Raw genomic sequence first — 21208 nt, 5'->3', positions numbered from 1 at the left:
GGATTTCAATCGTTTCAAGGAAACCGTACGGCCATGGGCGAGAAAACAGACAAGCTCCTTTCCATCCTGAAACTCCAGCCCGTCGTTCCGGTGCTTATCGTCGACGATGCGAAGTCGGCCGTGCTGCTGGCACGTGCGCTCGTCGCAGGTGGCCTGAAGGCGATCGAGATCACCATGCGCACGCCGGCGGCACTCGATGCCGTGCGTGCCGTCGCCAACGAGGTCGAGGGCGCCGAAGTCGGCGCCGGCACGATCCTTAATGTCGCCCATTGGAAAGCCGCCGTCGAGGCCGGCTCGAAATTCATCGTCAGCCCCGGCACGACGCAAGAACTGCTCGACGCGGCAGCCGATTCCGAGGTGCCGCTGCTTCCCGGCGCCGCCACCGCCAGCGAAGTTATGGCGTTGCGCGAAGAAGGCTACCAGGTTCTGAAGTTCTTCCCGGCCGAGCAGGCTGGCGGTGCGGCCTATCTCAAGGCGCTCTCCTCGCCGTTGGCAGGCACGCTGTTCTGCCCGACCGGCGGCATTTCGCTGAAGAACGCCAATGACTACCTCTCGCTGCCGAACGTCATCTGCGTCGGCGGTTCGTGGGTAGCGCCGAAGGAACTGGTCGCAGCCGGCGATTGGGCCGGCATTACCAAGCTTGCGGCAGAGGCCGCGGCGCTGAAGGCTTGAGGGCGTATTTCTGAGATAGGGGGTAAGCTTCTCGGCGAGCCTCCAATTTGTATTTCAGCCGTCGCAAACCTATGTTCTCCTCCTGCCTCAAACAGGGAGATGACGAGGAATGTTCGACGCAAAGAAGCTTCTCGACCAGTTCTTGGGTTCGCAGGTGCCGGGTCTCGGCGGTACGGTCCGCGACAGGGCGGGTGACTCCGTGCAGACGGCCAGGGACAATCCGCTGGCGACGGGCGCGATCGCAGCCGTGCTTCTCGGCACCAAGACCGGCCGCGGCATTGCCGGAAACGCGCTGGCGATCGGCGGTCTTGCCGCCATTGCCGGCCTCGGTTACCAGGCCTACAAGAATTACCAGGCGGGCCAAGCGCCCGCCGCTCCCTCCGATGCACCCTCGGCCAACAATCCGATCCTCCTGCCGCCACCTGCCGAATCCGGCTTCGGGCCGGCGTCGCCTGCCGGCAGCAATGAATTCGTGCTGGTGCTGATCCGCGCAATGATCGCCGCCGCCAAGGCCGACGGTCATATCGATGATGCCGAACGCGCCCTCATCATGGACAAGATCAAGGCGGCCGATGTCAGTGGTGAGGCTGCGGCCTTCATCGAACGGGAGCTCGCTTCGCCGACGGATATCGATGCGCTCGTCGCCGCCGCGACGACGGAAGAACAGCGTGTCGAACTCTACACCGCCTCGCGGCTGACCATCGAGCCGGATTCGCGCGCCGAGCGGGGTTACCTCGATCTACTTGCCGGCCGGCTCGGCCTTGCCGACCAGCTGGTCGATCATATCGAGGCGACGGTCTCCTCCGCCAAGGTTACCTTGTCACAGTAACAAGCAGGCCGGTTGCCTTTGCCGGGCGGCTGGCCTATCCACTCCTAGACAAGGGGAGTGAACATGCGCGATCTTGCAAATTTCAAGGGCTGCCCGGCGCCGAAGCCGGTCACGCTGAAGGGCCGTTTTGTCACCGTCGAGCCTTATCGCCGCGAGGAACACCTCGAGGCGCTGTGGGACGGGCTCGGCGGCATGGGCATCAATCCGCTGCTTCTTTATTTCGCGCAGGACGATTTCTCCGGGATCGAGGATTTCGCCAACTGGCTGGAGACCGTCTACACCAAGTCCGGCTGGCTCACCCATATCTTCCGTGACAACGCCACCGGCAAGATTGTCGGCATGGCGAACTACATGCGCGCCGACCCGGCAAACGGTGTCGTCGAAATCGGCGGGGTGGCGCATGGCCCCGAGATGAAGCGGTCGCCGCTTTCGACCGAAGCGCACTATCTGATGGCCAAGCACGTTTTCGAAGAGCTCGGCTACCGCCGCTACGAATGGAAATGCGACAACAAGAACGAGGCGAGCAAGACAACGGCTGTCCGTTACGGCTTCAGCTTCGAGGGCGTTTTCCGCCAGCATATGATCTCCAAGCGCCGCAACCGCGACACCGCCTGGTTCTCGATGATCGATGCCGAATGGCCGTTGATCAACGATGCCTTCGAAGCCTGGCTTTCGCCGGAGAATTTCCACGCCGCCGGTGACCAGAAGCGCCGCCTGCAGGATATCCGCGCCGATCTGGAAAAGGAAAGGCTCGCGTGAACCAGGAGAGCCGCTCGCAGGCGATCGCCGCCGCCATTATTCTGTTCGGTGCCGGCCTCGTCCTCTATTTCCTGCCGACCATCGTTTTGTGGATCGGCAATTTTTCGCCGGTGCTGGCGATCATCGTCGGCGTCTGCCTGATCATGGCGTTTTTCGCCGTCTTCTGGCTGCGGGCGCGCTACCAAAGAAGCAGAGAGAAGTAGGCCTATCCCTGCAACGAAGCGCCGAGCAGCAAGGCGCCCATCAGGATGACGAGAAGGGCGCCGAGGATTTCGATCGCATTGCCGACCCAGACCGAGGCAGTCGAGCCGCGCCCGGAGAGGCGGACGGCAGCACCCTTGGCGGTGACGGCAAGGGTTGCAAGCACCGAAACTGTGATCGCCGTGCCGAGCGACATGGCGGCGACCGAAAGCACGCCGCCGAGATAGAGCCCGTTCAGCAGCGAAAAGGTCATAACAAGCAATGCGCCGGAGCAGGGGCGAAGGCCGACGGCTGCGATGGCCGACCAGGCTTCGCGGGCGCTGAAATTGTCACCACCGAGCAGGGCCGGATCAGGCACATGGGCATTGCCGCAGGTCTCGCAGGCCATGCCGGGAACGAAGGTATGGCCGGCTTCCACCGGCTGCGCGCTGCCGTTGAAGGAATAGGCCTGGCGTTCGGCCGCATTGTCTTTCCAATCGAGCATCATGGAGACCGGACCGGCTGATGTGGCCATAAGCCGGCGGCGCGGGAAATTGCCCACCATCGAGCGCAGTTTTCGGAACAGCAGCCAACCGCCGAAGAGAATGACCATGACGAAGCTTGCGATCTCCATCGCATGGGTCGCCGCCGTCAGTGTGATGCCGGTGCCCCGCAGCACCAGCCAGGCGCCGCCGACGAGCGCCACCGCGACCACGCCCTGCACGAAGGCCGAGATGAAGGAGATCACCACGCCGCGCCTCAGCTCGATCTCGTTGGCGATCATATAGGAAGAGATGACCGCCTTGCCGTGACCCGGGCCGGCGGCATGGAAGACGCCGTAGGCGAAGGAGAGGCCGATCAGCGACGCCAGCTGCCACGGGTCCTGGCGCATCGCCTTCAAGGCGCCGGTCAGTGCCCGGTAGAAGGCCTGCTGCTCGTAGTTCACATAGAGCAAAAGCGGTGCAAGCGGCCCGCCGGTCGGCTGGAAGCTCGGCTCCGCCGTGCCGATGCCGAGCGGCGATTGCGCATGGGCGAGACTTGCCGCCGTCAGGAGCGCGAGGATCGCCGCCGAAAGGGCGAGGGGCAGGCGCTTCGTCAGCATGTGACCTCCAGCCGGGTGGCGAAGAGCTTGGACATGTTGGTGCCGGTGGGATCGTTGAAGAAGGCGTCCGTCAGCGACTGCTTGTTTTGCGAGATCACCTCGTCGGCATCCGGCCGCACCACCTGATGCTTGCAGGCCTTGAAACCGTCGCCAACCATTGAAAGTTCGTTGTCTGTCGGGAAATCGATCGAGGTATAAAGCGACGGGTCGTAGACGCCGAAGGTGAGCCTGCCCTTGAGGGGCATCTTTTCCGCCGGTTTCACCGCAAAAAACATCAGCAGCTGACCGTCCTTGTAGTCGACATGGATGATATCGGGCTTCTGGACGGTGATGTTTTTCCCGTTGATCGTCAGGTTCATGTAGTAATCATAGTCGGCAAGCGATTGCTTCACCGTTTTTCCGACCTCCGCGAGCTCGTTCGGCTCCAGCTTCAGATCGGTGTTCTTGTCGAAATCCATGACGACTGAGGAGGAGAAGACTTCGTCGAAGCGCCAGACATTGCGCAGCTCCTCGACGCTGCCATCCTTGCCGGCGACGACTTCAAGGCGCGCTTCCACGAAGATGTGCGGATGGGCAAAGGCGGCGGCCGGCGCCAGCGACAGAAGCGCGGCCATCATAAGTGTCGAATGTTTCATCTATCCCGCTGCCCTGTTCGGTGACCGTGACTTCTTGCCAGAAATTGGGACGGAATTGGGACCGGCTCCCGCCTTGGATTCGTTGGTCTCAGGCAGCGATGTCGCACCCTGCGCAAAGACCCGCGTCAAGGATGCTTCTTGAACCAGTTGTGCAGGTAGTCGACGAAGATCCTCACCTTGGCCGGAAGATAGCGCCGATGCGGATAGACGGCGTAGATGCCGCGGTCGGTCGGGATATAATCGTTGAACAACGTCACAAGCTCGCCGCTCTCGATCGGCTTGCGCGCTATGAAATCCGGGACGACGGCGATACCGATGCCGGAAAGGGCCGCGCGTAATGTCGCATGCGGGCTGTTCACCTCTATCGGCCCGGAAACGGCAACGGAAAACGAGGTGTTGTCGGGATTGTGGAAGCGGATGCTCGCCTGGGTGCGGGCATTGGTATCGATGATGAAGGGTACGTTGGAAATATCACTGGGGTGCTCGATATTGGGATAGCGCTCGAGGAATTCTGGGGTCGCGCAGATATGGACGCGGAAGTCGGAGATCTTGCGGGCGATCATGCCTGAGTCTTCGAGTTTGGTGACGCGGATCGCCACGTCGAAGCCCTCCTCGATCAGGTCGACGAATCGATCGTCGGCGGCGATCTCCAGGGAAAGGTCAGGGTTCTCCTTGGCGAAATCGATCAGCGACTGGCCGACATCGGCATCGACGAAGGTTCGCGGCACCGAAATGCGAAGGCGCCCCTTCAGCTGCGCGTTATTCTCGCGGACGAGATCGGCAAGGTTGTCAATCTCCTTCAGAATATCGGAGGCGGTGCGGTAATAGGTGTGGCCGGCTTCGGTCATGGAGAACTGCCGGGTGGTGCGGTTGAGCAGCAGGGCGCCGAGCTCGTCCTCCAGCTCGCGCACATATTTGGAGAGCAGCGCCTTGGAGCGACCGGTGCGGCGCGCCGCGGCGGAAAAGCCTTCTGCCTCGACGACATCGATGAAGGCGCGTATGCGGGTCAAGGTATCCATGGAAATCCTCAAAGGCCGTTTTAGAATATTGAACAAATCGGCGCGTTTTGTTCAATTATTTTTTTGGCGGCGGGACCAAAAAAACGCTTGATTATGAAGGCGAATATTCTTATTTCCCACTCAGCCCAAAGTCGCACGTGCCCATGGGTGTCCGCCGAACCCTCGAATTGGTGAGGAAATCGGTAAGGTACCTGGAATTAACCCCTCCAGTCGCTATTCCGGCCAACCGGAAAATGCGAGGACGCCTGAAGCAACGACGGTGCGGGCCTTTTTGTTCTCTCCCTGCTTTCCATCAGCGGGGGTTACTGAAGAGGCACACCATCATTGCCGGAAGTGCGGTTGGGATTCTCCCTCCAATCCATGGCAGACAAAGCCGAACTTACACCGCGTCCGCGGCGTTGGTTCACTATCCGCGCATCGAGCGCTTGCTATGGTTCCGGGGTCTCCACCGGCTGGTTCCAATGCGAGTTCTCGTATGCCCTTTGTCCTCCGGTTGATACCGGAGCTCTGGAATTGGAAGAGGGAATCGATATGACCACCCAGCGCATCCGCGACTTTCTCGCAACCCGACGTCCCGACGGTCCCTGCCTCGTGGTTGACCTCGACGTCATCAGCGACAATTTCCACGCCTTCCGTCACGCCATGCCGGACAGCGCCATCTACTACGCCGTCAAGGCCAACCCGGCTCCCGAAGTGCTGAAGCTGCTCGCAGGCCTCGGCTCCAATTTCGATTGCGCATCCGTTGCCGAAATCGAAATGGCGCTCGAAGCCGGTGCGACCGCCGCCCGCATCTCCTTTGGCAACACGATCAAGAAGGAGCGTGATGTCGCTCGCGCTCATGCGCTCGGCGTCAGCCTCTTTGCGGTCGACAGCCACGAGGAAGTCGAGAAGATCTCGCGCGCCGCTCCCGGCGCCCGTGTCTTCTGCCGCGTCCTGACGGACGGCGAAGGCGCCGAATGGCCGCTGTCGCGCAAGTTTGGCTGCGTGCCGCAGATGGCCGTCGACGTTCTCGTCTACGCTCATCAGCTCGGCCTGCAGTCCTATGGCGTCTCGTTCCACGTCGGTTCGCAGATGACCAAGGTCGATGCCTGGGATTCCGCACTCGCCGATGCCAAGCGCGTCTTCGTATCGCTTGCCAAGCAGGGCATCCACCTGCAGATGGTCAACATGGGCGGCGGCTTCCCGACCAAGTACCTGCGCGACGTTCCGTCCGCGGAAGCTTACGGCAAGTCGATCTACCAGGCGCTGCGTACGCATTTCGGCAACCAGATCCCGCAGACGATCATCGAGCCGGGTCGCGGCATGGTCGGCAATGCCGGTGTCATCAAGGCTGAAGTCGTGCTGATCTCGAAGAAGTCGGACAATGACGATGCGCGCTGGGTATTCCTCGACATCGGCAAGTTCGGCGGCCTCGCCGAGACGATGGACGAAGCCATCCGCTACCCGATCCGCACGGATCGCGACGGCGACGAGATGGAGCCTTGCGTCATCGCCGGCCCGACCTGCGATTCGGCCGACGTGCTTTACGAGAAGAACCTTTATCCGCTGCCGATCTCTCTTTCGATCGGCGACGAGGTCCTGATCGAAGGCACTGGCGCCTACACGACGACCTATTCGGCGGTCGCTTTCAACGGTTTCGAGCCGCTGAAGGCCTACGTCATCTAAGGTCGTTTCCGCCGGCCCCGTAACCAGCCGGGGCGGCAACTTCACAATTTTCCTTCATCGCCGCTGATAACGGTATTGGGTACGGGAGGCCAAGATGGCCGCTGTTCTTGATTCTGTCCGCGCATTCTTTGCGCCCACCACTTTCACCATCGACGCCGAAAATCCCTCGGATGTCGTTGCTCGCGAGAACCTGCTCGACCGCGTCATGGGTTCGGATCGCCGCAAGAAGTCGTCCGAGAAGATCCGCCGCAACCGCGTTCCGGCTGAGGGCCTTGCGCTCGTCGCGCGCGATCGCGACGGCCATGTCATCGGCTCGGTGCGGCTCTGGAACATTGAGGCCGGCGTCAACGATGAAGGCACGCCGATCAACGCGCTGCTGCTCGGTCCGCTCGCCGTCGCGCCTCATCACGGCGGCAAGGGCATCGGCTCGGCGCTGATGCGCGCAGCGATCCTCGAAGCGAAAAATCGTGGGCACGGCGCCGTCCTGCTCGTCGGCGATGCGGCCTATTACGAGCGTTTCGGCTTCTTTGCCGAAAAGGCTCGCCATCTTGTCATGCCGGGTCCGTTCGAACGCTCGCGCTTTCTTGCGCTCGAGCTCACGGAAGGCTGGCTTGACGGCGCGGCTGGCATGATCGTCCCTTCGGGACGCATGCTGGCTAGCGCGCCGGTTCGCCGCGCAGCCTGAAGCGAATGCGCCGTGCGTCTCTTCAGGCGCTGGAAGGTTATGCGTAATGCCGACCGGCCGGTCGGGGTTGGGAATCCTTCCCCTTGGCCAGCACGTCCGCGCCGCTTGACCATGGAGGCAGGCGGGCCTGCCGTGGTTGCGGCGCGGATTGCTTTTTGGGCAAGCGGGCCGCAGAGCGTACGGGCGGCGCCCCATTCCAAAGTGGGCTAGATATTCTGGTCCATCGTCTCGGCCGGGATTTCGTCGGCGCGGTGGATGCGCACGACGGCTGCAGGCACGCCGGCGACCGTGCAATGCGGAGGAACTGCCTTCAGCACGACGCTGCCGGCGGCGATTTTGCTGAAGGCGCCGATTTCGATGTTGCCGAGGATCTTGGCGCCCGCGCCGATCATCACGCCGTGGCGGATCTTCGGATGGCGGTCGCCGGTCTCCTTGCCGGTGCCGCCGAGCGTAACGTTCTGCAGGATCGACACTTCATCCTCGATCACCGCGGTTTCGCCAATGACGATGCCTGAGCCATGGTCGAGCATGATGGACGCGCCGATCCTTGCTGCCGGATGGATATCAGGCCCGAAGATCAGCGACGCGAGGTTGGCGAGCCAGCTGGCAATCTCCGGCCGGCCGGCGCTCCAGAGCGCGTGGGCGATGCGGTGCGTCTGCAGCGCATGAAAGCCCTTCAGATTGAGGAGGGCGTGCAGAAATGTCGTGCAGGCCGGATCGCGTTCGCGCACGGCCAGCAGATCGGCCTCGATCTTGCGCATGATATCGTCGTTCAGCGTGGACAGGATGAGATCGAACAGGTCGCCCGTGTCCACCTGTACTGCGCGGAGCCGCGAGGCCAGCACGCGGGCGATGATCTCATCGTTGCCGGCGGTGTCCATTACCTCCGCGGCAAGCCGCCGCTGCAATATCGGCTCACGCGCGGCAAGCTCGGCCGCCTCGGCGCGGATTGCCACCCAGACGGATGCGTCGCCCAGGGGCTGCGGCGGTTGCTCGGCCGAACCGAGGCCAGTCGATTTCGGCATTTCCCGTTCCTCCGTCAGGCGCGGCGCAAGACGATTTCTGCGCGCAGTTCATGTTTCGCCCCGGCAAGGCGTTTGGCAAGCCCCGACAAGCTGTGCTTTTGGGGCGTGATCCGATGTTCTAAGTGCTGGATGGTTGCAGATTGAGGGTCAGCTCCGGAAGCCGGCGCCAATAATAGAGCACGTCAGGCTCCTTTTCCTCGTTGTCGAGGCCGTCGGTCTCTTCCTCGGCAGCAAAGCCATGCCGCTCGTAGAAAGCGCGTGCGCCGATATTGCGCTGGAACGTCCAGAGCCGGATCTCGTCCATTTCCTCCTTGGCGCAGCCGAGAAGGAGGGAGCCGATGCCCATGGCCTGGAAATCGGGGAGAACGTAAAGCTGTTCTATCCAGTCGTCGCCATAGGCGATGACGCCGACGAGACGGGTTCCGATGGCTGCACCGAGGATCGTGCAGTTCGGCAGCAGATGCATACGCCAATACTGCTCTTCTTCCTCGGGCGTATGCAGATCCGGCAGCCAGGGCAGCCGCTGCCAAAGCGCTTCACGCCTGATCTTCGCTGCGGCCTGCATGTGATCGGCGCCAAGCGCTACGATTTCGGGTTCCGTCAAGGCGTCGTCCATACCAGGCAAGGTGGCCTCAAGCCGAGATATCGATGACGCCGCAGTCGCCCGCTTCGGAGGCGAAGGCGAGCAGCTTGCCGTTGCCGCTCCAGCTCATTGCCGTGATCGCGCCCTTGCCGGGGCGGCGCAGCAGCGCTTCCTTACTGTCGGAGATTCGCACGGCCAGAATCATGCCGTCGATGAAGCCGATGGCGAGTATGTCCTCCAGCGGATGGAACTTCACCGAAGTCGCCATGATATTGGCGCGGGTGCCGAGTTCAAGCGGCGCCTTGCCCATCGGCCCGTCCTTGCCCTGGAAAGGCCAGACGATGGCAGCCGGCGCGCCCGAGGAGGCGAGCCATTTGCCCTTGACCGACCAGGAGAGCGATTTCACCTTGGCGGGATAGCCGGTCATGCGCATGTGGCGGGCTTCAGCACCGGGCTTGGTGTCGAGCTTCCAGCCGTGCAGGGCGTTTTCCTGCATCGAGGTAACGAGGAAATTACCATCCGGCGAGAAGGTGACGGCGGTATGCGCGCCCTTCCATTCGAGATCGATCGGCTTGGCGCTCATGCCGACCCAGTGCAGCGACACGCCGTTGTATCGCGCGGCGGCAATGCGCAGGCCCTTCGGCGCGAAGGCGAGGCCTTCGACCGTACGTTCCTCGGGAAATTCCTTGGTCGTGCCGTCGGCAAGGCGCACGAGCGCACTCTTGCCGTAGGAATAGGCAATGGCGCCCTGGGGGCCGGCCGCGACTTGCGCGATCCATTTGCGCGGGGCAGTCGCGAGCTCGCTCACACTGCCGTCGGCGGCAATGCGCAGAACCTTGCCGTCCTCGCCGCCGGAAATCAGGCTTTCGCTATAGGGATCGCGGATCGCGGTGAGCATGCCCTGGTGGGCTTCTGAAACCCTCGCGCCGCCGTCCAGCCGGTGAAACGTGCCGGCTGCACTTGCGAAGAAGGGAACATCACCTAAAAATTCGACGGCCAGAACGTGGCCGTCGAGATCAAGCGGTGCAACTGTTGGCATCAGGCTGCTGCCTCGCAAGCCTTGAAGGAGGCCTCGAGTTTTTCGCGGTCGAGATCGCGGCCGATGAAGACGAGACGGCTTTCATGCTTCTCGCCGTCCTTCCATGGCCGCTGGTGATCGCCCTCGATGATCATGTGCACGCCCTGGACGACATAACGCTCGGGATCGTCCTTGAAGGCGATGATGCCCTTGAGGCGGAGGATGTTCGGTCCCTGCGTCTGGGTGACCTTCTGGATCCAGGGGAAGAAGCGTTCGGCGTTCATCTCGCCGCCGCGCAGCGACACAGACTGCACAGTCACATCGTGGATCGCCGACATTGCGCCGTGGTGATGATGGTCATGGTCATGGCCGTGGTGATCGTGATCATGGTCATGATGGTGATGATCGTGATCGCAATCCGGACCGCAGACGTGGTCGTCATGGCCGTGCTCCAGGAAATGCGGATCGTTCTCGAGCGCGCGTTCCAGGTTGAAGGCGCCCTGATCGAGCACGCGGGCAAGGTCGACGCCGGAGCGGCTGGTCTTGTAGACGCGGGCGGCCGGATTGATGGCGCGGACGATGTCCTCGATGACATCAAGCTCTTCCGGGGTAACGAGGTCGCTCTTATTGATGACGACGACGTCGGCGAAAGCGATCTGGTCCTCGGCCTCACGGCTGTCCTTCAGGCGCAGCGGCAGGTGCTTGGCGTCCACCAGCGCGACGACGGCATCGAGCTCGGTCTTGGCGCGCACGTCGTCGTCCATGAAGAATGTCTGGGCGACCGGCACCGGATCGGCAAGGCCTGTTGTTTCGACAATGATGCCGTCGAAACGGCCCGGACGGCGCATCAGGCCTTCGACGACGCGGATCAGGTCGCCGCGCACGGTGCAGCAGACGCAGCCGTTGTTCATCTCGTAGATTTCCTCATCGGACTCGACGATCAGGTCGTTGTCGATGCCGATTTCGCCGAACTCATTGACGATGACCGCATATTTCTTGCCGTGATTTTCGGAGAGGATGCGGTTGAGCAGCGTCGTCTTGCCGGCGCCGAGATAACCGGTGAGCACGGTGACGGGAATGGGCTTCTGAGTGGAAATCGCGTCGGTCATGAGAACCTCTAGGATGAAGCATGCGGCCGAGGGGCTTGGGATCGGCCGCTTGAACAGTTGGTCTCATATAATGGCTTGGGCACGGCAGTTCAAAGGGTTTTATAATGTTATAAGATCACATCGCCTGTTCACCATAGGCGACCCCTATTCACCGGAGTTCCGCGACGTCGAACGCGTCGATATCTTCCAGTAGCTCCACCAGCCCCTTCACCGCGTGTGCAATCAGCGCCTCACCCTTTTCAGCCGTCGCGGCCGCGGCATTGCCTGCCACGCCCTGCGCGTTGAGATCCGACATCTTCCAGCCGAAAGCATGCGGCCCGTAGGCACGCAGGTGCTTGAAGCGGCCAGCGAAGTCCGCCTGCCGCGAGGGGAAATCCGCCGCCTTCGCCATATCAACCTTGTGGGGATGAAGCGCCAGCATCACCGAGGTCTCGATATCGCCGCCGTGGATGCCGATCGCCTTTTCCTCCGGCGTGGTGACGCCATCCGGCACGCCGAAGCGCGTCCAGCTCGTCGCCACCGCCAGCATGGCGAAGCGGACCCGCGCTTCGGTCGCGACGATTGATATAACAGGCGAATTGCCGCCATGGGCGTTCAGCATCACGAATTTACGAATTCCCTGCTTCGCTAGCCCTTCGGCGATGCCGAGCCAGCGGTTTACCGCTTCGTCGAAGGCAAGCGTCTTCGTTCCTTCAACATCCATATGCTCTATGGAATAGCCGACCGATTCGGCGGGCAGGAAGGTAACCGGCAGGCCGGCGGGCAGGGCCATCTTCAATCGTCCGACGATGCCTTCGGCAATCAGGGTGTCGGTTTCGAAGGGCAGGTGAGGGCCGTGTTGCTCATGAGCGCCGAGCGGCAGAACGACGATCGGGCGGCGTCCATTAGGCGCAAAAGCCGGATCGCTGTCTTCGAAGCGGGGCGAAGGCGTCATCATCCGGTGGTTGCCTCTTGTTTATGACGAGATCCTGGGCAATGTCATATCGCAGTGGCGCCGGGGCTTAAAGATCAAAGGGATGGCTATGGGAAAGAAGCACAAGGACGGCAAAAAGAGTAAGTTCAAGAAGAAGGACCAGACCGAGTATACGCTCATTGATCTTTCTCCGGCACTCACCCAGGCGGCTCGTTCCATGCGCACCGTGCTCTCGCGCAACCTGCTCGAAAGCGGACTCTATGCTGGCCAGGACGGCGTCATCCTCTCGCTGGCCGAGAGCGACGGTATGACGGCCGGCGGCCTTGCCCAGAAGCTTGGCGTCAAGGCGCCGACGATGACGCGGACCATCGGCCGCATGGAGGCGCAGGGCTTCCTCGAGCGCAAGCCCGATGCGGAGGATGCACGCCTCACCAAGGTCTATCTCACCGAACTCGGCCGCGGCAGCGTGCAGGCGATCGAGATGGCGGCTTCGGCCTGCGACCGGCTGGCGACGCTGGAATTCTCCGAAAAGGAAATCCGCAATCTTGTTCGCCTGCTGAAAGCGATCGACGCCAATCTGCAGGCCGAAGCGCTTCATATCGAAGAACCGGACGAAGACTGAAATTTCCGTTGAAAGACGAATTGCTTACGGCGGTTAAATCTTTTAATTAAACATTTTAAGGGCCGTGTCGGTTCGCCGGCAGGCTCTTGCTGTCTCGCATGCTGCCTGGAGGAGGACGCGTGGTTCAGAAGATCAAGCTTTCGACGATTGCCGAAACGCTCGGCATTTCAACGGCGACCGTGTCGCTTGCCTTACGCGACAGTCCGCTCGTCGCCGGCAACACAAGGGAGAAGATCAAGGAACAGGCCCGCGCTCTCGGCTATATCTACAATCGCCGCGCCGCCAGTCTGCGCACCTCGCGCTCCGGCATCATCGGCGTCGTCGTGCACGACATCATGAACCCTTTCTACGGAGAGATCCTGAAAGCGATCGAAAGCGAACTCGATCGCAGTCGCCATACCTTCATCCTGTCCAACCACTACGACAATGTCGAAAAGCAGCGCACCTTCATCGAGACGCTGCTGCAACTCGGCGGTGACGGCGTCATCATGTCGCCGGCGATCGGCACTCCGCCCGAAGACGTGCAACTGGCGGAAGACAACGGCATGCCGGCAATCCTTGTCGCCCGTTCGATGGAAGGGCAGGACCTGCCGACCTATCGCGGCGACGACAGCTACGGCATCTCGCTCGCCACCAACCACCTGATCGGCCTCGGTCATCGCTCGATCGCCATGATCGGCGGCACGGACCAGACATCCACCGGCCGCGACCGCTACCAGGGCTATGTCAACGCGCTACGCAAGGCCGGCATCGAGGTCGATCCGAACCTGCGCATCCCCGGCCCGCGCTCGAAGCAGGGCGGTTTCGAAGCGGCAGTACATTTCCTCTCGCTGCCGCAGAAGCCGACGGCGGCTGTCTGCTGGAACGATCTCGTCGCGATCGGCCTGATGAACGGCATTGCGCGCGCCGGCCTGGTGCCGGGACGCGACATTTCCGTCACCGGTTATGACGATCTCGAGGAAGCTTCGATCGCAACCCCGGCGCTGACGACCGTGTGGAACGGCCAGACCGAGGTGGGGCGGCTTGCCGCCCGGGCGCTTCTCGATCGTCTTGCCGGCAGCCACGAGCCCGACGGCATGCACCTCATCAAACCGGAAATGCGCATCCGCCAGTCCACCAGTCCCCATCGGCCCCGCGCCTGAATCAAGACCCCATCCAAGAGGAAAAGCCATGTCCCGCATCGCCATTCTCGTTCCTGGGAAGATACACGACCGTGTTCTCGAAAGGCTGGAGGATCGTTTTGAGATTATCGCCGTCGCGCGCGAGGAAAGGCTTGCGCTGGACGGCGAAACCGCCGGCCGCATCCGCGGCGTAGCCGTCTCGGGCGCCTTCTCCGGCGCCTGGATGGATCAGCTGCCGCATGTGGAAGTGATCGCCAGTTTCGGCGTCGGCTATGACGGCATGGATGTGAAGCGTGCCACCGAAAAGGGCATCGTCGTCACCAATACACCCGATGTTTTGAACGACGAGGTCGCCGATACGGCAATGGGCCTGCTCCTGAACACGATCCGCGAGTTGCCGCGGGCGGAAGCCTGGCTGCGCGCCGGCAACTGGAAACCGGGCACAGCCTATCCGCTGTCGCGCTTCTCGCTCAAGGGACGCCATGTCGGGCTCTACGGTCTTGGCCGCATCGGGCTCGAAATCGCCAAGCGGCTGGAGCCGTTCAAGGTGAAGATCAGTTATCATACGCGTTCGCGCCACGCTGACGCGCCCTACGATTATCACCCGACGCTGAAGGCGCTGGCGGAAGCGGTGGATACGCTGATTGCCATCGTTCCGAAGACGCCGCAGACACACAAGACGATCGATGCCGATATTCTCGCCGCTCTCGGTCCTGGCGGCATTCTCGTCAATGTCGGCCGCGGCTGGACGGTGGACGAGGAAGCGTTGAGTGCTGCCCTTGCATCAGGCGCGCTTGGAGCGGCTGGCCTCGACGTCTTCTACGACGAGCCGACCGTTCCTGCCGGCCTGCTGACACCTGAGAATGCCGTGCTGCTGCCGCATGTCGCTTCGGCATCCGTGCCGACGCGCAATGCCATGGCCGATCTCGTCGCCGACAATCTGATTGCCTGGTTCGAAAAGGGGGCGGCGCTGACGCCGGTGCCGGAGACGCCGCAAAAGCTCTAGGCGCGCATAGAAGTTGATTCATCGGACGCAGTTCCGATCTTCGATGCCGATGGCGACCCTGTCAATCGACTGTTATTCCTGCGCGATATGTTGCCGGGCGCGATACCTTCGGTTACATTCCTGTCGATTTTTACAACCAGATTCGCAACCTCTCCGTGCGGTAGAGGCCGTATCCATGGGGCAGCCAAAAAGGGGACTGGCGGCATGTCTGAGCCGAGCGCATCGAATACGACGACCCTCGAGACCAGCCAGGGTCTAATGCCGGCGCTTTCGACCAGCAGCCTTCCCGCCGTCGTGACGGTCATTCTTCCCCCGGAAAAAGCCGGCGAGGTCACCGATCTGGCGGAGCGGTACAGGATTGCAACGGTAGAGCCGCATAGTTTGATCACCTTCGGCCAGGAAGCCATCGGCGGCTTCGGCGCCAAGCTCGATGCCATCCTCTCGCAGATCACCAATGCGCAGTCGCCGGTGCTGTTCGAGTTGTTCCGGACGATCCGGGACGGCATCAATGACGCCGATCTCAAAGGGCTCGAAGCAAACATCCGCGAGAAGCTGAAGGGCAGCTTCCTTGAGCGCCTGCTCATGGCCGTCGGCCTTGGCGACCCGGCCAAGCGCCTCAAGACGGTGACTGACGAGGTGCGCGGCATGCTGCAGAGCAAGGCCAAGTCCCTCGGCGATCTCGTCAAGCCGATGGAGACGCAGATTGACGAGGAGAGCGGCAAGCTCATTCTCGAAGTATCGCGCATGAGCACGCTGGCGCAGGGATATCGCGATGCGATCGTTTCTCTCGGCGTATTCGTCGAGGCCGGCCGGCGCATCCTCGCCGATGCGGCCCGCGAGCTCGACCGGCTGACAGGGGAGGCGGCCTCCGGCGATCCGCTCAAGGTACAGGAAGCCCGCGATTTCTCACAGAAGCTGGATATCTTCCAGAACCGGGTCCTGGTTCTCGAAACCGCCTATGCCAAGGCGCCTGCCGATCTCGATTCGATCGGAATTGCCCGGGGTGCGGCGCTTGCGACCCTTGCGGATACGGTCACCTCGGCGAATGCCGAATTCAACGACATCAAATCGATCCTGATCCGGCTTCACGCGCTTTTCCAGATGCAGTCGATCCAGCAGATGAATGCCATGCGGCGCGAATTGCGGGCGTCGCTCCAGCAATATGGATCGCAGGTGCTTGAGGAGGTCTCGGTCAATGCAGTCAAGGCTTCCGGGGAGACCCGGCTTGCCGATGCCGAGCTGGTGCTCAGCACCGGGCAGAGGCTGCGTGCTATCGCCGACAAGGTGGTTGCCGAAGGCGAGCGGAATAAGGAACGTTATGCCGCCGCCCGCGCCAAACTCGAACAAGCACGGCAAATCGTGACCGATCGCCCGATCTGAAGATTGCAGGAGAAAGACAGCGCATGGCAACGTTCAAGCTCAACAAAGGTCAGTCATTCCAGATCCAGAAGGAGATCCAGCTCGTTCATTCGGGACTTGTCTGGGATCCGCCGGAGGGTTCGGGGCCGGCCTTCGATCTCGACGTGCATTGTTTTGCGCTTGTCCACCCCGGCGGCGATGCGAACCGGGCGCGGCTCTACAATGAAGGCTCGCATGCGCTCTGCTATGCTTTCGTGCGCAGTTCCGGCAATCCGGAAGGGTCGCTCACCAAGAACGCCGATGGCTCCTTTCAGACCGACGACGGCTCGATGTGGCACGAACGCGACGACCGGACCGGACGCGGCGGCCCGGTCAAAAGGCCGGAGCCTGACGAGGACGATGATGATGACGATCATCACGGCGGCGGTCATCATGACGAGGGGTTCCGCGAGGAATTCAAGATCGTGCTGGCAAAGCTGCCGGCAGAGGTTTCGGAGCTTGCCGTCTGGGCGACGATCCATGATGCGGAGCGCAAGAAACAGGACTTCGGCAAGGTCAAGAACGCCTATATCGAGGTTTGCGATGCGATGGACGATGAGCTTTGCCGCTACCAGCTCACGGCCGAGTTTGCCGGCAAGACGACGATACAGGTGGCATCCTTCCTGAAGCAGCCGGATGGATCCTGGAGATTCCACGCTGTCGGCGCAGGTTCGAACGCCGGGCTTGGCGACGTCATCCAGGCTTATTTGGGCTGAACGGGAGCCTCATTCGATGGGCAAGGTAGATGGACCGCCGGAAAAGGAGCCGGGCCGGGTGCCCAGGGTGCTTTTTCCGGAGAGCGCATCGCCTGACTGTGCCGATCCTTCCCGACACCCCGTCGAGCCGAAAGTGCTGTTCGGTTCGCCGCGCCCGCCGACACCGAAAGGCGACAAGCCGCGGGTTCTTGCTGCAGGGGAAATTCGCAGGCGTATTCCCTGCAGCGTGGAGGCGCTTCTGAAGCTCGACGCCAGCGCCGATACATCGGTTGCGGCGGCAGCGCTGCACATCATCGACGGGACCAATCTCGACGACCATTATTTCGACGATGTGGTGCGCTTCGGCGCCCGCCTGCAGACGGAGCACGGCAAGCTTGCCGAAAGAGAACTCGTCCTTGCCGACAGTGAGGCGTTGGCAAAGGGGAGACGTCTCGGCGCCGAGTTGCTCCAGCGCCTTGGCGATCTGGACCCCGACCGCGTGTTTGCCGTTCGCGGCGGTGTCCTCAAGGCGATCAAGGCGCTGGCGGCGCCGCGCGATGCCGACGATCTCTTTTTTCGGCTTTATCCCGAAGTGCAGGCCTCGGCGAAAGAGCTCGATGCGCTCGCGCCCGACATCGTTGCGATCGCCAAGCGGCTTCGCGCGGTCGGCAAAGCCTATGCGGCGCTCGACCGCGATCTTTGTGCTCATATCCTGGCGGGGCGTTTCCTGGTCGATTATGTCGGCGGCGTTCAGCTTTCCGATCGCGAGCGGCAGGCGCATTACGCCTCGCAAGCCGAAGCAATCGAGACGAGGATCGTCAGCCTCTCGGCTACGAAGGCGACGATCGACATGAGCATGCGCACCGTCGCCGGAATTGCACGGCACGTCGATGCGCTGGGACACGCCGCTGACGGCCTGCTGCATGAGGAGCTGCCGGCCTGGCATGCCGCCTATTCGGCGGCGCTGACAGCGGCTCGGACCGCGCAACCGCCAGCGCAGGCAAGTGCCAGATCACTGCTTCGCGACATTCACACACGGATTCTTGCAAAACTCAGACCGGAGGGATGACTATGACGACATTCAAGCTGCACAAGCCCGAGGAAGAAGTTCGCCGCGTCGGCTTCGTCCTTCAGAAACAGGGCATTCACGAGCGCATTCCCGCACAGGTCGGGCTCAATATCGATGTCTCCGGCTCGATGACCGATCTTTTTAAATCCGGCGCGGTCCAGGCGGCGCTTGAGCGGATTCTTCCCGTCGCTCTTTATTTCGATGATGACGGGCGTATCGACACCTGGGTGTTTTCCAATCAGGAGAGGATGGCATCGATCTCCCCGGCGACAGCGAAAAACTATGAAGGTTATGTCGCGCGCGAGATCATCACCAATCCCGAGCTTCAAAGCGTGCTCTGGGGCGGCACCGATTACGGCCCGGTGATCCGGTCGAACCTGATGACTTACGGCCTGGTGGAGGAAAATGCGGCTGGCGGCTTGCTCGGCATGATCTTTGGCATGCGGCGTGATCGATTCGGCGAGGAGACACGTTCCGGCGTTCCCGCGATCAACTATTTCCTCACAGACGGCGAGAATGCCGACCGAGATGCGGCCTGGGCTCTGCTGGAGAAGGCTGAGCACGCCGAATCCCAAATCTACTACGTTATGGTCGGTATCGGCGACGAACGTTTCGACTTCCTGCGCGAAGCGGCCGAGCAATTTCCGAATGTCGGCTTCGTCAGCGTCAAGGATCTTGGCGAATTCGTCGGTAGCGACGACGCCTACCAGAAACTGCTGCCGAGTGAACTCTGCGCCTGGCTCAAGCACGAGCATGACGACGAGGACGACGATCACCACTGACCGGGAAAGTCTCTGGAAGACTTGCTGCTGCACAGCGGCCGGGCGAACCTGATGGCTCGCCCGCGCCCCGCGGTCAGGCGATCGCCTGCGCGGGGACGGCCGGTAGCTTGCCGGCGGCATGATTGCGCACCGCGTCGCCGAAGGCGGCAAAAAGCTTGTTCGAGGGCTTGTCGGTTTCCGCCCAATATTCCGGATGCCATTGCACGCCGACGGCAAAGGCCTTGGCGTCGATGACGGAGACGGCCTCCACCGTGCCGTCTTCGGCGATGGCTTCCACCTGCAGGCGCGGCGCGGTCCTGGCGATCGCCTGGCGATGCAGGGAATTCACGAGGACTTCGCCCGGGCCGAGAATGCCTGCAATGCAGGAACCTTCCTTGACGTGGACGGTCTGGCGGATGGCGTACATGCCGTCGCGATCGACGCCTTCCGGCCGGCGGTGGTCCCAGATGCCGGGCTGCTCCTGGATCTCGGTGGCGAGCGAACCGCCGAGAGCGACGTTCAGTTCCTGAATGCCGCGGCAGATGGCGAGCAGCGGGATGGCGCGGTCGATGGCGCGGCGGATGAGCGGCAGGCTGGTAGCGTCGCGGGCGGGATCGAAGGGACCGTCCCGTTCAGTCGCCTCGGCACCGTAGAGCGAGGGATGCACGTTGCTGGCCGAGCCGGAAACCAAGAGGCCGTCGACGTGATCAAGGATCGCATCGGTATCGTAGCCTTGCTCGAATGCGGGGATGATGAAGGCCATGACGCCGGCCGTATTCAGCGCGGCGCTGAGATATTGATGCTGCACGGCGTGCCAGGTCGCGCCGTCGAAACTGCGGATATCGGCAGGAATGGCAACGATCGGTTTCGTCATGTTTGCCCCGGTAAAATCTTTCTGCCTGTCGTTTTGCCGCCAGAATGGACGCCAAGTCAACGGTTGGCTGTGTCCGATGACCAAATTGCGGCGGAGGCGGCGGTATGGCCACCCGGTTTGCTGCTAAGCTGCTGATTTTGATAGGCGCGCTCGTATTGTCTTATTGTCGTCTTGATGCCAAAGGCTAATAGACTAAAGCTTGAATCGCGGCCTTCGCCATGCTTAGCTCTGCCCTCGCTGCGGGTAGGGGTGAAGATTGGCCGCGCAGTGCCATCTATACGGGAGGTTTTTGATGGATCGTCGTTCGTTTTTCAAGAAGGCGGGGACCGCCGGCGCCGGAGCGGTTGCCGCATCGGCATTGGCAGCGCCTGCGATCGCGCAGGAGAATCCGAAGATCGCATGGCGCATGACGTCGTCGTTTCCGAAGAGCCTGGACACGATCTATGGCGGCGCCGAGGACATCGCCAAGCATGTTGCCGCCGCGACGGACGGTAATTTCACGATCCAGCCATTCGCGGCCGGTGAAATCGTGCCCGGCCTGCAGGCCGTCGACGCGGTGGCAGCCGGCACGGTCGAGGCAGCACACACCACCTCCTATTATTTCGTCGGCAAGGACCCCACCTATGCCATCGGAACGGCCATTCCGTTCGGGCTGAACAGCCGCCTGACCAATGCCTGGTTTTTCGAGGGCAACGGCAACAAGCTGATGAATGAATTCTATGCCACACAGGGCATGTATGCGCTGCCGGCTGGCAATACCGGTGCGCAGATGGGCGGCTGGTTCCGCAAGGAAATCAACACGCTCGACGACCTCAAGGGCGTCAAGATGCGCATCGCCGGCCTTGCCGGCCGCGTCATGGAGAAGGTCGGCGTCATCCCGCAGCAGATCGCCGGCGGCGACATCTACCCGGCGCTCGAAAAGGGCACGATCGATGCGGCGGAATTCGTCGGTCCCTATGACGATCTGAAGCTCGGTTTCCACAAGGTGGCGAAGTACTACTACTATCCCGGCTGGTGGGAAGGCGGCCCGACGGTGCATGCCTTCTTCAATCTCGAAAAGTGGAGCAGCCTGCCGAAGCACTATCAGGCAGCGCTCACTGATGCCTGCGCCTTCGCCAACACCAACATGCTGGCGAAATACGACATGAAGAACCCGACGGCGCTGAAGCAGCTCGTCGCGGAAGGCGCGACGCTGCGCCCGTTCAGCCAGGAGATCATGGAAGCCTGCTTCCAGGCGGCGACCGGCATCTACAGCGAGATCTCCGGCACGAACCAGTATTTCAAGAAGATCTACGACGACCAGACCGCCTTCAAGCGGGACGCTTATCTCTGGATGCAGCTGTCGGAATATACCTTCGATACGTTCATGATGATCCAGCAACGGGCCGGCAAGCTTTAAGCTTTTCGCCGGCGTCGTTCGCCGAGGCTTCGTGTCCGCTGATAACAAATCCCCCGGATTTCGGTCCGG

Annotated in this window: 23 protein-coding genes; 14 read left to right on the top strand and 9 right to left on the bottom strand. The window is 61.9% G+C overall.

The genetic code is table 11. The annotated features are described in order from the left end of the window. The first annotated feature begins 33 nt into the window (after window positions 1-33). From EFB14_RS16945 to EFB14_RS16930, 4 genes are all read left to right on the top strand, one after another. Window positions 34-672 (top strand): 2-dehydro-3-deoxy-phosphogluconate aldolase, encoded by a 639-nt coding sequence (locus EFB14_RS16945; protein ID WP_126827294.1) that lies wholly within the window; start codon window positions 34-36, stop codon window positions 670-672. A 109-nt stretch (window positions 673-781) separates the two neighbouring features. After that, window positions 782-1501, top strand: coding sequence for a tellurite resistance TerB family protein (locus EFB14_RS16940; RefSeq protein ID WP_126827292.1), 720 nt, complete (start codon window positions 782-784; stop codon window positions 1499-1501). A 63-nt stretch (window positions 1502-1564) separates the two neighbouring features. After that, on the top strand, window positions 1565-2260 hold the full coding sequence (locus EFB14_RS16935) for a GNAT family N-acetyltransferase (protein WP_126827289.1): 696 nt from the start codon (window positions 1565-1567) through the stop codon (window positions 2258-2260). Continuing rightward, the gene (locus tag EFB14_RS16930) at window positions 2257-2463 is read left to right on the top strand and encodes a hypothetical protein (RefSeq protein WP_126827287.1); all 207 of its coding nucleotides are present in this window, start codon (window positions 2257-2259) and stop codon (window positions 2461-2463) included. The genes EFB14_RS16935 and EFB14_RS16930 overlap by 4 nt, the downstream gene beginning before the upstream one ends. A gap of 2 nt (window positions 2464-2465) precedes the next feature. On the opposite strand, the gene EFB14_RS16925 is transcribed toward EFB14_RS16930, so the two are convergent. The 3 genes from EFB14_RS16925 to EFB14_RS16915 form a co-directional block, all read right to left on the bottom strand. Further along, window positions 2466-3542 carry a nickel/cobalt transporter gene (locus tag EFB14_RS16925; RefSeq protein ID WP_126827285.1) on the bottom strand — a complete coding sequence of 359 codons (1077 nt, stop codon included), beginning with the start codon at window positions 3540-3542 and terminating at the stop codon, window positions 2466-2468. Continuing rightward, on the bottom strand, window positions 3536-4177 hold the full coding sequence (locus EFB14_RS16920; protein ID WP_126827283.1) for a DUF1007 family protein: 642 nt from the start codon (window positions 4175-4177) through the stop codon (window positions 3536-3538). Before EFB14_RS16920 ends, EFB14_RS16925 begins: the two co-directional genes overlap by 7 nt. A gap of 125 nt (window positions 4178-4302) precedes the next feature. Next, a complete protein-coding gene (locus tag EFB14_RS16915; RefSeq protein WP_126827281.1) occupies window positions 4303-5196 on the bottom strand; it encodes a LysR family transcriptional regulator in 894 nt (297 codons plus the stop codon). Window positions 5197-5727: 531 nt separating this feature from the next. Here EFB14_RS16915 and odc2 point away from each other — a divergent pair. Beyond that, window positions 5728-6861 carry an ornithine/lysine decarboxylase gene (gene odc2 / locus EFB14_RS16910; protein WP_126827279.1) on the top strand — a complete coding sequence of 378 codons (1134 nt, stop codon included), beginning with the start codon at window positions 5728-5730 and terminating at the stop codon, window positions 6859-6861. A 94-nt stretch (window positions 6862-6955) separates the two neighbouring features. Continuing rightward, window positions 6956-7546: a GNAT family N-acetyltransferase gene (locus tag EFB14_RS16905; RefSeq protein ID WP_126827277.1), complete on the top strand. Its 591-nt coding sequence runs from the start codon at window positions 6956-6958 to the stop codon at window positions 7544-7546. Window positions 7547-7752: 206 nt separating this feature from the next. Here EFB14_RS16905 and cysE read toward each other — a convergent pair whose 3' ends face one another. The 5 genes from cysE to EFB14_RS16880 all read right to left on the bottom strand — a co-directional run bounded on the left by cysE (window position 7753) and on the right by EFB14_RS16880 (window position 12218). Then, window positions 7753-8571: a serine O-acetyltransferase gene (gene cysE, locus EFB14_RS16900; protein ID WP_126827275.1), complete on the bottom strand. Its 819-nt coding sequence runs from the start codon at window positions 8569-8571 to the stop codon at window positions 7753-7755. A 118-nt stretch (window positions 8572-8689) separates the two neighbouring features. After that, window positions 8690-9187: a GNAT family N-acetyltransferase gene (locus tag EFB14_RS16895; RefSeq protein ID WP_126827420.1), complete on the bottom strand. Its 498-nt coding sequence runs from the start codon at window positions 9185-9187 to the stop codon at window positions 8690-8692. Window positions 9188-9203: 16 nt separating this feature from the next. After that, on the bottom strand, window positions 9204-10193 hold the full coding sequence (locus EFB14_RS16890; RefSeq protein ID WP_126827273.1) for a WD40 repeat domain-containing protein: 990 nt from the start codon (window positions 10191-10193) through the stop codon (window positions 9204-9206). Further along, on the bottom strand, window positions 10193-11281 hold the full coding sequence (locus EFB14_RS16885; protein ID WP_126827271.1) for a CobW family GTP-binding protein: 1089 nt from the start codon (window positions 11279-11281) through the stop codon (window positions 10193-10195). Before EFB14_RS16885 ends, EFB14_RS16890 begins: the two co-directional genes overlap by 1 nt. Before the next feature lie 148 nt (window positions 11282-11429). Continuing rightward, on the bottom strand, window positions 11430-12218 hold the full coding sequence (locus tag EFB14_RS16880) for a creatininase family protein (RefSeq protein ID WP_126827269.1): 789 nt from the start codon (window positions 12216-12218) through the stop codon (window positions 11430-11432). A gap of 85 nt (window positions 12219-12303) precedes the next feature. On the opposite strand from EFB14_RS16880, the gene EFB14_RS16875 reads away from it, so the two are divergent. From EFB14_RS16875 to EFB14_RS16845, 7 genes are all read left to right on the top strand, one after another. Next, window positions 12304-12816 (top strand): MarR family winged helix-turn-helix transcriptional regulator, encoded by a 513-nt coding sequence (locus EFB14_RS16875; RefSeq protein WP_126827418.1) that lies wholly within the window; start codon window positions 12304-12306, stop codon window positions 12814-12816. A 119-nt stretch (window positions 12817-12935) separates the two neighbouring features. Then, on the top strand, window positions 12936-13958 hold the full coding sequence (locus EFB14_RS16870; RefSeq protein ID WP_126827267.1) for a LacI family DNA-binding transcriptional regulator: 1023 nt from the start codon (window positions 12936-12938) through the stop codon (window positions 13956-13958). Between the two features lie 28 nt (window positions 13959-13986). Continuing rightward, window positions 13987-14943 carry a 2-hydroxyacid dehydrogenase gene (locus EFB14_RS16865; RefSeq protein ID WP_126827265.1) on the top strand — a complete coding sequence of 319 codons (957 nt, stop codon included), beginning with the start codon at window positions 13987-13989 and terminating at the stop codon, window positions 14941-14943. A 204-nt stretch (window positions 14944-15147) separates the two neighbouring features. After that, window positions 15148-16323, top strand: a complete 1176-nt coding sequence (locus EFB14_RS16860) for a toxic anion resistance protein (RefSeq protein WP_126827263.1) — start codon at window positions 15148-15150, stop codon at window positions 16321-16323. 23 nt (window positions 16324-16346) lie between these two features. After that, the gene (locus EFB14_RS16855) at window positions 16347-17057 is read left to right on the top strand and encodes a TerD family protein (RefSeq protein WP_126827261.1); all 711 of its coding nucleotides are present in this window, start codon (window positions 16347-16349) and stop codon (window positions 17055-17057) included. Between the two features lie 16 nt (window positions 17058-17073). Beyond that, on the top strand, window positions 17074-18105 hold the full coding sequence (locus tag EFB14_RS16850) for a hypothetical protein (protein ID WP_126827259.1): 1032 nt from the start codon (window positions 17074-17076) through the stop codon (window positions 18103-18105). A gap of 2 nt (window positions 18106-18107) precedes the next feature. Continuing rightward, window positions 18108-18887, top strand: a complete 780-nt coding sequence (locus EFB14_RS16845; protein ID WP_126827257.1) for a VWA domain-containing protein — start codon at window positions 18108-18110, stop codon at window positions 18885-18887. Between the two features lie 73 nt (window positions 18888-18960). Here the strand turns inward: EFB14_RS16845 and EFB14_RS16840 are convergent, their stop codons facing one another. Continuing rightward, window positions 18961-19740, bottom strand: a complete 780-nt coding sequence (locus EFB14_RS16840; protein ID WP_126827255.1) for a gamma-glutamyl-gamma-aminobutyrate hydrolase family protein — start codon at window positions 19738-19740, stop codon at window positions 18961-18963. A 292-nt stretch (window positions 19741-20032) separates the two neighbouring features. Between EFB14_RS16840 and EFB14_RS16835 the strand changes: the two genes are divergently transcribed. Continuing rightward, window positions 20033-21139: a TRAP transporter substrate-binding protein gene (locus EFB14_RS16835; protein WP_126827253.1), complete on the top strand. Its 1107-nt coding sequence runs from the start codon at window positions 20033-20035 to the stop codon at window positions 21137-21139. Window positions 21140-21208 lie beyond the last annotated feature (69 nt).

The sequence above is a fragment of the Rhizobium fabae genome (assembly GCF_003985135.1).
GTDB classification, from domain to species: Bacteria; Pseudomonadota; Alphaproteobacteria; order Rhizobiales; family Rhizobiaceae; genus Rhizobium; species Rhizobium pisi.
Note: the sequence above shows the minus strand (reverse complement) of the source record. Positions and strands in the feature narration are given on the sequence as shown.

Coding starts and splice junctions, on each gene's coding strand:
- EFB14_RS16945 (WP_126827294.1), top strand. CDS start 34: ATGGGCGAGAAAACAGACAAGCTCCTTTCCATCCTGAAACTCCAGCCC.
- EFB14_RS16940 (WP_126827292.1), top strand. CDS start 782: ATGTTCGACGCAAAGAAGCTTCTCGACCAGTTCTTGGGTTCGCAGGTG.
- EFB14_RS16935 (WP_126827289.1), top strand. CDS start 1,565: ATGCGCGATCTTGCAAATTTCAAGGGCTGCCCGGCGCCGAAGCCGGTC.
- EFB14_RS16925 (WP_126827285.1), bottom strand. CDS start 3,542: ATGCTGACGAAGCGCCTGCCCCTCGCCCTTTCGGCGGCGATCCTCGCG.
- EFB14_RS16920 (WP_126827283.1), bottom strand. CDS start 4,177: ATGAAACATTCGACACTTATGATGGCCGCGCTTCTGTCGCTGGCGCCG.
- EFB14_RS16915 (WP_126827281.1), bottom strand. CDS start 5,196: ATGGATACCTTGACCCGCATACGCGCCTTCATCGATGTCGTCGAGGCA.
- odc2 (WP_126827279.1), top strand. CDS start 5,728: ATGACCACCCAGCGCATCCGCGACTTTCTCGCAACCCGACGTCCCGAC.
- EFB14_RS16905 (WP_126827277.1), top strand. CDS start 6,956: ATGGCCGCTGTTCTTGATTCTGTCCGCGCATTCTTTGCGCCCACCACT.
- cysE (WP_126827275.1), bottom strand. CDS start 8,571: ATGCCGAAATCGACTGGCCTCGGTTCGGCCGAGCAACCGCCGCAGCCC.
- EFB14_RS16895 (WP_126827420.1), bottom strand. CDS start 9,187: ATGGACGACGCCTTGACGGAACCCGAAATCGTAGCGCTTGGCGCCGAT.
- EFB14_RS16890 (WP_126827273.1), bottom strand. CDS start 10,193: ATGCCAACAGTTGCACCGCTTGATCTCGACGGCCACGTTCTGGCCGTC.
- EFB14_RS16885 (WP_126827271.1), bottom strand. CDS start 11,281: ATGACCGACGCGATTTCCACTCAGAAGCCCATTCCCGTCACCGTGCTC.
- EFB14_RS16880 (WP_126827269.1), bottom strand. CDS start 12,218: ATGATGACGCCTTCGCCCCGCTTCGAAGACAGCGATCCGGCTTTTGCG.
- EFB14_RS16875 (WP_126827418.1), top strand. CDS start 12,304: ATGGGAAAGAAGCACAAGGACGGCAAAAAGAGTAAGTTCAAGAAGAAG.
- EFB14_RS16865 (WP_126827265.1), top strand. CDS start 13,987: ATGTCCCGCATCGCCATTCTCGTTCCTGGGAAGATACACGACCGTGTT.
- EFB14_RS16860 (WP_126827263.1), top strand. CDS start 15,148: ATGTCTGAGCCGAGCGCATCGAATACGACGACCCTCGAGACCAGCCAG.
- EFB14_RS16855 (WP_126827261.1), top strand. CDS start 16,347: ATGGCAACGTTCAAGCTCAACAAAGGTCAGTCATTCCAGATCCAGAAG.
- EFB14_RS16850 (WP_126827259.1), top strand. CDS start 17,074: ATGGGCAAGGTAGATGGACCGCCGGAAAAGGAGCCGGGCCGGGTGCCC.
- EFB14_RS16845 (WP_126827257.1), top strand. CDS start 18,108: ATGACGACATTCAAGCTGCACAAGCCCGAGGAAGAAGTTCGCCGCGTC.
- EFB14_RS16840 (WP_126827255.1), bottom strand. CDS start 19,740: ATGACGAAACCGATCGTTGCCATTCCTGCCGATATCCGCAGTTTCGAC.
- EFB14_RS16835 (WP_126827253.1), top strand. CDS start 20,033: ATGGATCGTCGTTCGTTTTTCAAGAAGGCGGGGACCGCCGGCGCCGGA.